The organism is Aeromonas sp. R7-4 (genome assembly GCF_040908055.1).
Classification (GTDB): Bacteria; Pseudomonadota; Gammaproteobacteria; order Enterobacterales; family Aeromonadaceae; genus Aeromonas; species Aeromonas sanarellii.
In genome coordinates, this window is the sequence record NZ_JBFODA010000063.1 from 109,491 (window position 1) to 123,094 (window position 13,604).

General features: G+C 64.9%; 12 protein-coding genes. 4 read left to right on the forward strand and 8 right to left on the reverse strand.

Annotated features, from left to right (window positions below; genetic code table 11):
• Positions 1–98: 98 nt before the first annotated feature.
• The 6 genes from ompA to ilvG all read right to left on the reverse strand — a co-directional run bounded on the left by ompA (position 99) and on the right by ilvG (position 7,917).
• Positions 99–1,226, reverse strand: coding sequence for a porin OmpA (gene ompA, locus AB5Y72_RS17380; protein ID WP_042078186.1), 1,128 nt, complete (start codon positions 1,224–1,226; stop codon positions 99–101).
• Between the two features lie 253 nt (positions 1,227–1,479).
• Complete coding sequence (ilvA, locus tag AB5Y72_RS17385) at positions 1,480–3,012, reverse strand: threonine ammonia-lyase, biosynthetic (protein ID WP_325782745.1); 1,533 nt, start codon at positions 3,010–3,012, stop codon at positions 1,480–1,482.
• Between the two features lie 65 nt (positions 3,013–3,077).
• The gene (gene ilvD, locus AB5Y72_RS17390; RefSeq protein ID WP_042078188.1) at positions 3,078–4,919 is read right to left on the reverse strand and encodes a dihydroxy-acid dehydratase; all 1,842 of its coding nucleotides are present in this window, start codon (positions 4,917–4,919) and stop codon (positions 3,078–3,080) included.
• Positions 4,920–5,065: 146 nt separating this feature from the next.
• Positions 5,066–5,998 carry a branched-chain amino acid transaminase gene (locus tag AB5Y72_RS17395; protein WP_325782744.1) on the reverse strand — a complete coding sequence of 311 codons (933 nt, stop codon included), beginning with the start codon at positions 5,996–5,998 and terminating at the stop codon, positions 5,066–5,068.
• Positions 5,999–6,010: 12 nt separating this feature from the next.
• Positions 6,011–6,274, reverse strand: a complete 264-nt coding sequence (gene ilvM, locus AB5Y72_RS17400; protein WP_042078191.1) for an acetolactate synthase 2 small subunit — start codon at positions 6,272–6,274, stop codon at positions 6,011–6,013.
• Positions 6,271–7,917 carry an acetolactate synthase 2 catalytic subunit gene (gene ilvG, locus AB5Y72_RS17405; RefSeq protein WP_325782743.1) on the reverse strand — a complete coding sequence of 549 codons (1,647 nt, stop codon included), beginning with the start codon at positions 7,915–7,917 and terminating at the stop codon, positions 6,271–6,273. The genes ilvM and ilvG overlap by 4 nt, the downstream gene beginning before the upstream one ends.
• A gap of 384 nt (positions 7,918–8,301) precedes the next feature.
• On the opposite strand from ilvG, the gene AB5Y72_RS17410 reads away from it, so the two are divergent.
• From AB5Y72_RS17410 to AB5Y72_RS17420, 3 genes are all read left to right on the forward strand, one after another.
• On the forward strand, positions 8,302–9,819 hold the full coding sequence (locus AB5Y72_RS17410) for a YifB family Mg chelatase-like AAA ATPase (protein ID WP_325782742.1): 1,518 nt from the start codon (positions 8,302–8,304) through the stop codon (positions 9,817–9,819).
• 132 nt (positions 9,820–9,951) lie between these two features.
• Complete coding sequence (locus AB5Y72_RS17415) at positions 9,952–10,851, forward strand: acyltransferase (protein ID WP_325782741.1); 900 nt, start codon at positions 9,952–9,954, stop codon at positions 10,849–10,851.
• A gap of 7 nt (positions 10,852–10,858) precedes the next feature.
• A complete protein-coding gene (locus AB5Y72_RS17420; protein WP_368199325.1) occupies positions 10,859–11,806 on the forward strand; it encodes an acyltransferase in 948 nt (315 codons plus the stop codon).
• On the opposite strand, the gene AB5Y72_RS17425 is transcribed toward AB5Y72_RS17420, so the two are convergent.
• On the reverse strand, positions 11,749–12,237 hold the full coding sequence (locus AB5Y72_RS17425) for a DUF523 domain-containing protein (protein WP_209794421.1): 489 nt from the start codon (positions 12,235–12,237) through the stop codon (positions 11,749–11,751). The two genes, AB5Y72_RS17420 and AB5Y72_RS17425, sit on opposite strands and share 58 nt — an antisense overlap.
• A complete protein-coding gene (locus AB5Y72_RS17430; RefSeq protein WP_042078198.1) occupies positions 12,234–12,884 on the reverse strand; it encodes a DNA mismatch repair protein MutT in 651 nt (216 codons plus the stop codon). Before AB5Y72_RS17430 ends, AB5Y72_RS17425 begins: the two co-directional genes overlap by 4 nt.
• Positions 12,885–12,958: 74 nt before the next feature.
• Between AB5Y72_RS17430 and AB5Y72_RS17435 the strand changes: the two genes are divergently transcribed.
• Entirely contained in the window at positions 12,959–13,594 is a 636-nt protein-coding gene (locus tag AB5Y72_RS17435) for a nicotinamidase (RefSeq protein WP_325782739.1), read from the forward strand.
• Positions 13,595–13,604 lie beyond the last annotated feature (10 nt).

A 13,604-nucleotide genomic window follows, 5' to 3' on the forward strand; every position in this document is an offset into this window, starting at 1 on the left:
TCTCCCCTCGCGGGAGAAGGGTTGGGGATGAGGGGGGAGCCAGAATGCAACGAGGGGGCCAGGACCCCCTCGTTGTTTAATAGCAAGGCAAAGATGGCTTATTCGGCGACCTGGGACACCCCGGTCAGCCGCACCTCGACCCGGCGATCCGGGGCCAGGCAGGCGATCATCTGCGCCTTGGCGCCATCCGGGCAACTGCCCCCCGTCACCGGGGAAGACTCGCCCCGCCCCTCGGCGCGTACCTTGTCGGCAAACAGCCCCTTGGCGATGAGATAATCCGCCACGGTACGGGCCCGCTGCTCGGAGAGGGACTGGTTGTAGGCCTCCGAGCCGATGCGATCGGTGTGGCCGATCACGGTCGCCACCCCGTCCTTGGGATTGGCGGCCAGGATCTGGGCAAACAGGTTGTCCAGGGCCTGGCTGGCTTCGGGCTTCAGGGTCGCCTTGTTGAACTCGAACAGCACGTCGGAATCCAGGTTGAACTGCTTCTCCACCAGCACGGGAGCCGGGGCGGGCGCAGGCTCGGGCGCGGGGGTCGGCGCCACCGGCTCGTCGCCTATCTGGCCGAAACGATAGAGCATGCCGACCGACAGCAGGCCGTTGTCCATCTCTATGCCGGACTCATCCAGCGAGGTCTTGCCGAGCGGCGTGGTGTACTGGTATTCGAGGCGGGCGGCCCAGTCCTTGTCGATGGCGTATTCCACCCCCAAGGCCCCCACGAAGGCGGCACCGTGGTACTTGCCCCCACCCGACTCGGTGAGATTGGTGGTGCCGTCGTTGGCCCAGGCATCTATGGTGCTCTCCGTCCAGGCGTAGGCGCCCCCCAGCCGACCATAGATGTCCAGCGCCGTGGTCGCCGGGAAGCCGATCTTCATGGTGGCCTGGATCATCTGGGCCTTGGCTTCCCCATTCAGACCCGCATCGACACCGTTGCCCGAGAAGCGCTGATCCACCTGGTACTTGCCGAGCCAGTCGTAACCCAGCTCGATCGCCACGTTCCGGTTGACCTGATAACCGGCGAAGAGCCCCAGGCCCAGGTCGCTGTGATCCTTGTCCGGATCATAGGTATCGAGCAGATCCTTGACCTGATCGTCGTAATCCACCCCGTAAAAACTGGACCAGCCGGCCTTGCCACCGGCGTACCAGGTGTTGTCCTGGGCGGCAGCCTGCACCGTCCCCGTTGCCATCAGAGCGCCGATCAGGACGGCGAGCATAGATCTGTTCATGGATGAGCCCCTGCAATGAATTGTTATGACGCGACTGCGCCTCTCTTCCCTGACGGGGCCCCGAATCCAAGCCCCGTCTTCAGATTATCCCATCTGCAACCAGCCTCAAACGACCAGGGCCTCAGGAGTGTGATATTGGCGACATTATCGACCACCGCGCCCCCAATCATGGGGGGTTGGAACGTCGCCCATAAAAAAACGAAGAGCCGGGCTCTTCGTTTCTCATCTCGTAGCGCGGATCGTCAAGCCGCAGTCACTGACTGCCCTGGCTCGCCAGGAACAACCGGTAGGCGGGATCGTCGCTCACCTCCTTCCAGCCGTAGCCGATCTCGTGCAGGTAATCGTGGAAGGCGGCCACGTCCTCGTCCGGCAGCTCGAAGGCACAGAGCACCCGGCCATAGTCGGCGCCGTGGTTGCGATAGTGGAACAGGCTGATGTTCCAGCGGCAGCCCAGGGTCTCGAGGAAGCGCATCAGGGCCCCCGGCTGCTCCGGGAACTTGAAGCTGTAGAGCCGCTCACCGAGCGGCCGGGCAGGCCGGCCACCAATCATGTAGCGCACGTGGTTCTTGGCCAGCTCGCTCTCGGTCATGTTGACCACCGGATAGCCGTTGCCGCCGAGCTGATCGATGATCTGGCCGAGCTCCTCGTCACCGCCGCTGAGGCGCACCGAGACGAACAGCGACGCCTGCACCGCATCGGCATAGCGGTAGTTGAACTCGGTCACCATGCGGGGCCCGAGCTGACGGCAGAAGTCGAGGAAAGCCCCCTTGCGCTCGGGGATGGTCACCGCCAGCATGCCCTCGCGCTTCTCACCGATCTCGCAGCGCTCCGACACGTAGCGCAGGCTGTGGAAGTTGACGTTGGCGCCCGACAGGATGGCCGCCATCCGCCCGCCCTTCACCTGCTCCCGCTCGCTATAGGCCTTGAGGCCGGCCAGGGACAGGGCCCCCGACGGCTCGGCGATGGCGCGGCAGTCGTCGAAGATGTCTTTCAGCGCGGCGCAGATCTGGTCGTTGGAGACGGTCACCACCTCGTCCAGATACTGGTTGCACAGGCGGAAGGTCTCCTCGCCGATGCGCTTGACCGCCACCCCGTCCGCAAACAGGGAGACCCGCTCCAGGTTGACCGGCTCGCCGGCCGCCAGCGCGGCCTTGAGGCAGGCGGAGCCCTCCGCCTCCACCCCGATCACCTTGACGTCCGGCAGCAGCTGCTTGATGTAGACCGCCACCCCGGCGGCCAGGCCGCCGCCCCCCACCGGCACGAAGACGTGGGTGAGGTGGGTATCCTGCTCCAGCAGCTCCTTGCCGATGGTGCCCTGACCCGCGATCACCTCGACGTCGTCAAAGGGCGGGATCAGGGTATAGCCCTCGCTCTCGGCGAGGCGGCGGCTCTCGCCATAGGCCTCGTCGAAGCTGTTGCCAAACAGCAGCACGTTGCCGCCCTGACGGCGCACCGCGTCGATCTTGATGTCTGGCGTGGTCTTGGGCATCACTATGATCGCCTTGATACCGAGCTTGGCAGCCGACAGGGCGACCCCCTGGGCGTGGTTGCCCGCCGAGGCCGCCACCACGCCGCGCGCCTTCTGCTCCTGGGTCAGGGTGGCGATCTTGTGGTAGGCGCCGCGCAGCTTGAAGGAGTGGACAGGTTGCAGGTCCTCCCGCTTCAGGCTGACGTGATTGCCGAGCCGCTCGGAGAGCTTCTTCAGGGTTTGCAGGGGGGTGACCCGCGCCGCCTCGTAGACGGGGGAGAGCAGCACCTTGCGCAGATAATCCGCCGCAGAGACCATGGCTTATTCCTCCGTCTCGTGGCGAAGGGCACGCAATGCACCCACATCATGACTGGTCATCATCTTCACTCCCCCAGCAGGGTACGATCGCGCACCGCACCCTTGTCGGCACTGGTGGCGAACATGGCGTAGGCACGCAGGGCGAACGAGACCTCGCGCTGACGATCCAGCGGCTTCCAGCCACGGGCTTCGACGGCCACGCGACGGGCGGCCAGCACGCTGTCGGCCACCTCCAGCACCATGCTGCGGGCCGGGATGTCGATGTTGATGATGTCGCCATCCTCCACCAGGCCTATGGTGCCGCCGGAGGCCGCCTCCGGCGAGACGTGGCCGATGGAGAGACCCGAGGTACCGCCGGAGAAGCGGCCGTCGGTGATCAGGGCGCACGCCTTGCCCAATCCCATCGACTTGAGATAGGTGGTGGGGTAGAGCATCTCCTGCATGCCCGGCCCCCCTTTCGGCCCTTCGTAGCGGATCACCACCACCTCACCGGCTTTCACCGTGCCGTCCAGGATGCCGCTCACCGCGCTCTCCTGGCTCTCGAACACCCGGGCCGGGCCACGGAAGCGGAGGTTCTCCTCATCCACCCCGGCGGTCTTGACGATGGCGCCGTTCAGCGCCAGGTTGCCGGCGAGTACGGCGAGACCGCCCTCCTGGCTGTAGGCGTTGTCGAAGGAGCGGATGCAGCCTTCCGCTCTGTCCAGATCCAGCTCGGGCCAGCGGCAATCCTGGCTGAACGCCTTGGTGGTGCGGATCCCGGCCGGGCCGGCGCGGTAGAAGTCGTGCACCGCCTTGTCATCGCAGCGGCTCACGTCGTACGCCTCAAGCAGCTCGCTGAGCGAGGTGCCGAGCACATTGCGGGCATCCCCGTGCACCAGGCCCGCCTTCTCCAGCTGGCCCAGGATGGCGACCACGCCGCCGGCGCGGTGCACGTCCTCCATGTGGTATTTCTGGGTGGAGGGCGCCACCTTGCACAGCTGGGGCACCTTGCGGGACATGCGGTCGATGTCGGCCATGGTGAAGTCGACACCCGCCTCCTGGGCCGCCGCCAGCAGGTGCAGCACGGTGTTGGTGGACCCCCCCATGGCGATATCCAGCGCCATGGCGTTCTCGAACGCCGCCTTGGTGGCGATATTGCGCGGCAACGCCGAGGCATCGTCCTGCTCATACCAGCGCTTGGCCAGGGTGACGATGCGCTGGCCCGCCAGCTTGAACAGCTGCTCGCGATCCGCGTGGGTCGCCAGCAGGGAGCCGTTGCCCGGCTGGGAGAGACCGAGCGCCTCGGTCAGGCAGTTCATGGAGTTGGCAGTGAACATGCCGGAGCAGGAGCCGCAAGTGGGGCAGGCGCTGCGCTCGATCTGATCGCTCTGGGCATCGGAGACCTTGGGGTCGGCGCCCTGGATCATGGCGTCCACCAGATCCAGCTTGATGATCTGGTCGGAGAGCTTGGTCTTGCCCGCCTCCATGGGGCCGCCGGAGACGAAGATCACCGGGATGTTGATGCGCAGGGCCGCCATCAGCATCCCCGGGGTGATCTTGTCGCAGTTGGAGATGCAGACCATGGCGTCGGCGCAGTGGGCGTTGACCATGTACTCCACCGAGTCGGCGATGAGTTCGCGGGACGGCAGGGAATAGAGCATGCCACCGTGGCCCATGGCGATGCCGTCATCCACGGCGATGGTGTTGAACTCCTTGGCGACGCCGCCGGCCGCCTCGATCTCCCGGGCGACCAGCTGGCCGAGATCCTTGAGATGGACGTGGCCGGGCACGAACTGGGTGAAGGAATTGACCACGGCGATAATGGGCTTGCCGAAATCCTGATCGGTCATGCCGGTGGCACGCCAGAGGGCGCGGGCCCCGGCCATGTTACGTCCGTGGGTGGTGGTGGCGGATCTCAACTTCGGCATTGTCTCTACTCCCTGAATGCCCCTAGGGCGCATTGTCTTTCAACATGAATGTGTGATTCGCGGATCGGGAATCGATCCTGGTGAAGGCACCTCGGGGAGCCTTCACCGGAAGCGACTCGGGGAGGCGTGACGCCTCCCCGCTCTCATCAGTCGTTGACGGGGGTCAGCCAACCCCACTTGTCTTCGGTCTTGCCGTTGAATAGGCCGAAGAAGGCGTTCTGCAGCTGTTCGGTCACCGGGCCACGGCAACCAGCGCCCACCTGCATCCGATCCACCGAGCGCACCGGGGTCACCTCGGCGGCCGTGCCGGTCATGAAGATCTCGTCCGCCACGTAGAGCGCCTCGCGGGGCAGCGCCTGCTCCCGCACCTCATAACCCAAGTCACGCGCAAGCGTCATGATGGTGTCGCGGGTGATGCCGGGCAGGATGGCGGCGGTGGCGGGCGGGGTGAACAGCACGCCGTTCTTCACCAGGAACAGGTTCTCCCCCGCCCCTTCGCTCAGGTAGCCGTTCACGTCCAGCGCCAGCCCCTCGGCGAAGCCGTTGCGCTTGGCCTCGCGGCTGATGAGCTGGGAAGAGAGGTAGTTGCCGCCCGCCTTGGCGCCGGTGGGGATGGTGTTGGGGGCGAGCCGGTTCCAGGAGGTGACGCACACATCCACCCCGTTTTTCAGCCCCTCTTCACCGAGATAGGCGCCCCAGGGCAGGGCCGCGACCATGAGGTCTGCCTTGGCATCCAGCGGCGGATGCAGCCCCAGCCCCACGTTGCCGACAAAGGCCAGCGGGCGCAGGTAGCCGCTTTTCAGGCCGTTCTCGCGCACCACGGTGCGGCAGGCTTCATTCACTTCGGCCTCGCTGTAGGGGACGTCCATCCAGTAGATCTTGGCGGAGTCGAACAGGCGGCGGGTGTGCTCCTGCAGGCGGAAGATGCAGGTGCCCCTGGGGGTGTCATAGGCGCGCACCCCCTCGAACACCGAGGATCCGTAGTGCAGGGCATGGCTCATGACGTGCACCTGGGCATCCTGCCAGGGCACCAGCTTGCCGTTGAACCAGATGTATTGAGGGTGGGAAGGCTGTGACATTGGCTTGGCTCCTTAAGCGCTGATCCGGGATGGCTGTTCCAGTGCATCGACCCGGGAGACGTCCACCAGCTTGTTCAGCTGGCTCCACAACTGCTGGATGGGACGCACCGACTCGACAGTAACCGTGATCCGCAGCTGTTGGCAATCCTGCTCCATGTGCAGGGCATTGAGAGCGAAGCCGCGGTGGCGGACCACCCGCAGCACCCGCTCCATCACTTCGGGTCTGGGCTGGGCATGGATATGCAAGGTGTGCTGGTGCTGACTGTGCTGACTCATGGGCGTTGCTCCATCATCTTGTGGTTGGCGACTCCTGGCGGTACCAGGGGCCAGACGTTTTCTTCCTCTGAAATGGCCACATGCAGCAGATAGGCGGTCTCGCTCGCCAGCAGGCGATCGAGGGCAGGGGCTATCTCCTCCTTGCATGTGATGGTCTCGCCGGGGATGCCGAAGGCGGCGGCCAGGGCGATGAAGTCGGGGTTGTCGGACAAATTGGTCTCGCTGTAGCGACCGTCGAAGAACAGCTCCTGCCACTGGCGCACCATGCCGAGGCGCTGGTTGTCCAGCAGCACCATCTTCACCTTGAGCTGGGCACGGCGGATGGTGCCGAGCTCCTGCACGTTCATCATGAAGGAGCCGTCCCCGCTCACCAGCACCACTTCGTCATCCGGGCGCGACATCTTGGCGCCGATGGCGGCGGGCAGACCGAAACCCATGGTGCCGAGGCCGGCGCTGGAGAGGTGGTTGCGCGGGCTGGTGAAGCGCATGTGCTGGGCCACCCACATCTGGTGCTGACCCACGTCGCAGGCCACCACGCTGGTCTCCGGCAACCTGGCGGAGAGCTGCTTGAGCAGGGCCGGGGCGTAGATGGCCTGGCCGGGATGGTCGTAGCGGAAGGCATATTCCCGGGCCATGGCGGCGCAGTATTCACGCCAGGGGTCGATGGAGAGGGACATGGCGAGGCGCGGCAGCACCTGTTTGAGATCCTGGGTGATACCCACCTCGGCGGCGCGGCGCTTGCCGAACTCGGCGGCATCCACGTCCAGGTGGATCACCTTGGCCTGCGGGGCGAACTCTTCCAGCTTGCCGGTCACCCGGTCGTCGAAACGGGCGCCCACCACCAGCAGCAGGTCGCACTGCTGCACCGCGAGGTTGGCGGCCTTGGTGCCGTGCATGCCGAGCATGCCGAGATAGACGGGACTGTCGGGGTCGAGCGCCCCTATCCCCTTGAGGGTAGTGACCGCCGGCATGCCGGTCGCGGCGGCAAATTCGCGCAGCTGCTGCTCGGCATTCGCCATCCCCACCCCGCCACCGACGTAGAGCACCGGGCGCTCGGCACCGGCCAGCAGGATGCGGGCGGCCTTCAGGTCGGCCGGATTGAGATGTTCGGGCTCCGCCACCGCAAACAGCGGGCTCTGGGAGGGAACGGCGGCCAGTTGCACATCCTTGGGCAGGTCGATCAGCACCGGGCCAGGGCGCCCCTCGCTGGCGATGGCGAAGGCCTCGGCAATCACCTGAGGCAGATCCGCCACGTCCGTCACCATGAAGGAGTGCTTGGTGCAGGAGAGGGACATGCCGAGCACGTCAACCTCCTGAAACGCATCTGTCCCGACGGCGGCGCAGGGCACCTGGCCGCTGATGGCCACCAGGGGCACGGAATCCAGCAGCGCCTCCGCGAGGCCGGTCACCAGGTTGGTGGCGCCGGGGCCAGAGGTGGCGATGCAGACCCCCACCTGACCGGAGGCGCGGGCATAACCTACAGCCGCCATGGCGGCCCCCTGCTCATGGCGGCAGAGCTGATGGGCCAGACCGCCGTCATACAGGGCATCGTAGACCGGCATGATGGCCCCGCCCGGGTAACCAAACACCTGGGTCACACCCTGTTTCTTGAGAGCCTGTACCAAAAACTGCGCGCCGTTCATGTGGAAAATCCTGTCCTTTGGTCGAAAAAAAACCCCCGGGCCTTGAGGCTCGGGGGTCGCTTGTTTCGTTCTGTCCGGTGGTGGGTCTATCCCTTGTTCCGTGCAGCCAAACGAGCCCCGAGCGGTGAGATAATAATCACCACTAGGACCACGATAATGCTGACGAAACGGGAGACCATGTTCATAGTTACAACCGGAAATCCTGTGAAATAGGGGCGGAGCTTGCCGCGAATGGCTATTAGAACTAGCACGGTGATTTTTATTGGGCAAGCGTTTTTTGCCTGACAAGACTCTGAATTTGACTGAGTCAGAACCCACCAGTTGGAACAAAAAACTAATAAAAAACGGTTAACCAGCACATACATCAAACCAAGGACGGGATTTATGTCATTAGCTGTGGTTTATAGCCGTGCCAGCCTGGGGATCACGGCGCCGCAAGTCACGGTGGAGGTGCACCTCTCCAACGGTCTGCCCGCCTTCAACATGGTGGGGCTGCCGGAAACCTCGGTGAAAGAGTCGCGGGATCGGGTGCGCAGCGCCCTGCTCAACGGCAACTTCGAGTTCCCGGCCAAGCACATCACGGTCAACCTGGCCCCCGCCGACCTGCCCAAGGAGGGGGGCCGTTTCGATCTGGCCATCGCCATCGGCATTCTCGCCGCTTCCAAGCAGATACCGGCAAAATACCTGCTCGATCACGAATTTTTGGGGGAACTGGCCCTGACCGGAGAGATCCGCCCCGTACTCGGGGTGCTCCCCTCGGTGCTCGCCTGCCGGGATGCGGGCCGCACCCTGCTGGTACCGCGGGAGAACGGCCCCGAGGCTTCGCTTATTCAGGATGCCGAGGTGCGCACAGCCCACCAGCTGCTGGCGGTTACCGCCTGGCTGGCAGGCCAGTACGAGCTTCCGTTGCCGGAGCCCCAAAGCACGGAGACGCCGCCCGATGTGCCGGATCTGCAGGACGTGATCGGCCAGTCCCAGGCCAAGCGGGCGCTGGAGATCGCCGCCGCCGGCAGCCACAACCTGCTGTTCATCGGCCCGCCCGGTACCGGCAAGAGCATGCTGGCGAGCCGGCTGCCCGGCATTCTGCCGCCGCTGAGCGAACAGGAGGCGCAGCAGACCGCCGCCATCCACTCCATCGGCGGCCTCACCCCGCAGGCCGGTCACTGGCACCACAGACCCTATCGTACGCCGCACCACAGCGCCTCGGCGGTAGCCCTGGTGGGCGGTGGCAGTCACCCTCGTCCTGGCGAAATATCCCTGGCCCACAACGGCGTGCTGTTTCTGGACGAACTGCCCGAGTTCGAGCGCAAGGTGCTCGACTCCCTGCGCGAACCGCTGGAGACGGGCCACATCACCATCAGCCGCGCCGCCCGCCAGGTGGACTTTCCCGCCCGCTTCCAGCTGGTGGGGGCCATGAACCCCAGCCCCTGCGGCCACTATGGCGACGGCCAGACCCGCTCCAGCCCGGACCAGATCCTGCGCTACCTCGGCAAGCTCTCAGGCCCCTTCCTCGACCGGTTCGACCTGACGGTGGAGGTGCCGCTGCTGCCCAAGGGGAGCCTGACCGGCAAGGCACAGCGGGGGGAATCGAGCGGTCAGATCCGCGAACGGGTGTTGAGGGCGCGCGAGCAGATGCTGGCCCGCAACGGCAAGCTCAACAACCTGCTGGACAGCCGTGAAATCGAAGCAATTTGCCGCTTATCACCGCAGGATGCCGAATTTCTGGAGAACGCCATCCAGAAGCTGGGGCTCAGCATCCGGGCCTGGCACCGGATCCTGCGGGTGTCGCGCACCATCGCCGATCTCGCAGGGCGGCCCGCCATCGAGAGGGAGCATCTCATCGAGGCGCTCGGTTACCGGGCCATGGACCGGCTGCTGACGCGCCTGCGCGGCGGCCAGTGAAGGCGGAGCAAGCGACACGGGGATCCCCGTCCGGGGAGGGCGTCTCCATGGTCTAGCCGCGGATCGGCTGATATCATGACCACAGATCTGACCACTTGGTTGCCATCCACCGACACGAAAACGGATTCCACCATGCCCAACAAGCTGATAGAGCGACTGCGCGGCAGCCTCTCGACCCTGCTCTATTTCATCAACACCCTGTTCTGGTTTGTCCCCGTCCTGCTGCTTGGCGTCATCAAGCTGCTGCTGCCCATCAAGGGGTGGCGCACTCTGTGCAACGCGCTGCTGGATGGCTGCGCCGGCTGCTGGATAGGTTTCAATAACCTGATCCAGAAAACCATCATCAGGACCCCTTTCGAGGTGGTCGGAGTGGACAAAGGGCGCCGGAATGAGTGGTATATGGTGATTGCCAACCATCAATCCTGGGTCGACATACTGGTATTGCAGCGGATTTTTAATCAGAAAATCCCCTTCCTGAAGTTTTTCCTCAAGAAAGAACTGATTTGGGTACCTTTTCTCGGTCTGGCCTGGTGGGCGCTCGACTTCCCCTTCATGCGACGTTATTCCCGAAAATTTCTGGAAAAACACCCGCATCTGAAGGGAAAAGACATAGAGACCACGCGAAAGGCCTGTGCCAAATTCCGCCACATTCCGGTGAGCGTGATGAACTTCGTGGAGGGCACCCGCTTCACCACCGGCAAGCACGACAAACAGGGGGCACCCTATCGTCATCTGCTTTCCCCCCGGGCGGGTGGCATCGCCTTTACCCTGGCGGCCATGGGGGATCAACTGCACAAGCTGGTGGATGTGACCATCGCCTATCCGGGTGGCATCCCCAGTTACTGGGACTTCATGTGCGGTCGAGTCAGGGAGATCAAGGTTCGGGTCCGCTTTCTGCCGATCGAACGCAATCTGGTGGGGGATTACTTCAATGACCCCGAGTTCCAACAAGAGTTTCAACAGTGGTTGAACGGGATCTGGCACGAGAAAGATCAGACCCTGGGCCAACTGCTGGCGGACAAGACGCAGTAAGACATCCATGCCAAACCTGCTCCCCGGCCCCCTGGTGCTGCTCATCAGCGCCGGCCTGACCATTTTGTTTACCGCCCTGTGCGCCAGCCTGATCCTGCTGGTGTCCCTGGCCAAGCTGCTGCTCCCCGTGCCGGCCTTCGGCCGTGCCTGCAGTCGCCTCAACAACCGTTTCATGCGCCTGTGGCTCGGCTGCAACGCCCTGGTGATCCGCCTCACCACCCGCATCGACTGGCAGGTGGAGGACGACACCCGGCTGCGCAAGGATGGCTGGTATCTCATCATCAGCAACCACCTGAGCTGGACCGACATCGTCGTGCTCGGTCACCTGTTCCGCGACCGGCTGCCGGTACCCAAGTTCTTCATGAAGCACGAGCTCATCTACATCCCGCTGCTGGGGCTCGCCTGCTGGGGGCTCGACATGCCCTTTATGCGCCGTTATTCGAGAGAGTTTCTGCTGCGCAACCCGCACCTGCGGGGCAAGGATATCGAGACCACCCGCAACGCCTGCGAGAAGTTTCGCCATATCCCCACCACCGTCATCAACTTCGTGGAGGGCACCCGCTTCACCGAGGCGAAGCGCGACGCCTCCCGATCCCGCTTTCGCCACCTGATGCCCCCCAAGGCGGCGGGGCTCGCCTTCACCCTGGCGGCCATGGGCGATCAGTTCGACAGCCTGATCAACGTCACCATCAGCTACCCGGACAACCCCGAGACCCCCTTCAAGGACTTCCTGATGGGGCGGATGAAGCGCATCCGGGTGCGGATCGAGGAGCTGCCGGTGGACGAGCAGCTGGTGGGGGATTACTTCAACGACAAGCAGTTCAAGCGCGGCTTCCAGGAGTGGCTGAACCGGCGCTGGCAGGAGAAGGACGAGGTGCTGGAAAGCTGGCAGCAGGCTCAGGCGCCCGCGGCGTTGACCGCCAAGGAGAGCGCCGACGCCAGCTCGGGCAGCTGATCCTCGCTGAACACGGCGATGCCGTGGCGGCGCAACAGGGCCGTGGTCTTGCCCTCGCCCGCCACGGATTGCCCCTCGAAGCGGCCGTTATAGATGCGGCCGCTGCCGCAGGAGGGGCTCCCTTCTTTCAGCAGGGCGAAGCGGATGCCCTGGGCCTGGCAGAGCTCGAGCGCCAGCAGGGCACCCCGATCGAACTCCGCCGTCACATCCAGCCCACCCTCGGTCACGACCCTCTCCCCCTGCCGCTCGGCGGGTGGACGCGGGGTCGGCAGACCGCCCGCCACCTCGGGGCAGAAGGCCAGCACCCGCCCCTCGGCACCGAGGGCCTTCAGCCAGTCGCTGACAATCCCCTTGCTCCGGCCGTCGTAGCGTACCGGCTGACCCAGCAAGCACGCGCTCACCAGCACCTTGTGCACGCAGACATCCTTCATGCTTCCGCTCCGTTCATCACCTGGTCGAACATCACGCAGCAGGGGCTCTCCAGCCGGTAGAGGATGGCGGGGCGCTGCTTGCCGGTGCGCTTGCGACCGGTGTCCACCAGGATCTCGGCACGGTGGATCCGCTTGCGAAAGGCGGCCGTGTTCATGGGGGTCTGCAGGACGATCTCGAAGGCGCGCTGCACCTCCGAGAGGGTGAACTCGGCCCCCAGCAGGTGCAACGGCAAGGTGCTGTAGCGGCTCTTGATGCGCAGCCGCTCCAGCCCCATGGCGACCAGCTGGCCGTGATCGAAGGCGAGATCCAGGCCGGGCAGGTCGGCAAGCGGGTGCCAGCAGCCGCGCACGGCCCCTGCCTCTGGCTCCGCCAGGCACAGATAAACGAGCGTGGTAGACCATCCCCGGGGATCCCGCTCCAGGTTGCCCAGGGTACAGACCTGCTCGCTGTAGCACTGCTCCAGTCCCCACTGCGCCAGCAATCGGTGGCGGGCGGCATCCAGATCCCGGTCCCGGGTCTCGTCGATGCGCAGGGCCGGCAGTTGCCAGCAGTGGGCAAAGGGGGGGCGATCCCGGGTCTCGAGGAGCAGTTCGAGCCGCTCCTCGCGCAACCGCAGCACCACCATATCCAGACTCATTCTCGGCATCCTGGTCGACCTGCTCGCCTTCTAATAATGTTTGGTAGATAATATCACAAGAATACTATGTGAAGGAGCCGTCCATGGGAATCGTCGCCAGCCTGGATATTGATGCGCAGAAGGGGTTCAGTCCCCTCTGCCCGAATGAACTGCCCGTCGCGGGCGGGGACGAGATAGTGGCCGCCCTCAACGCTCAGGCCACCCTCGCCAGCCTGCGGATCGGCAGCAAGGATGCCCACCCCGTGAACGCCGCCTGGGTGGTGAGCGAGCCGGCCGCCATGCTGCAACCCCTTGCGCTGGCGAATGCCGATCTCACCTGGCCGGCCCATTGCGTGCCGGGCACCCCGGGGTTCGAGCTGCTGGACGGCCTGCCCGCCCCCATCGATTACGACTTCTTCGTCTGGAAGGGGGTCGAGCCGGATCTGCATCCCTATGGCGCCTGCTACCACGATCTGGCCGAGCGGCGCAGCACCGGGCTCATCGAGTTCCTGCAGGCCCGCAACGTCGCGACTGTGCTGGTGGGCGGCCTCGCCACCGACTACTGCGTCAAGACCAGCGTGCTGCAGCTGCGCCGCGCCGGTTTTAGGGTGATCGTCCATCTCGATGCCTGCCGCGGCATCGCCCCCGAAACGGTCGCACAGGCCCGCACCCAGATGATCGAGGCCGGCGCCGAGCTGGCCCAGACCCTGGCCGATGTACAACGCCTGCTGGACGCCTGATATGCCCCCC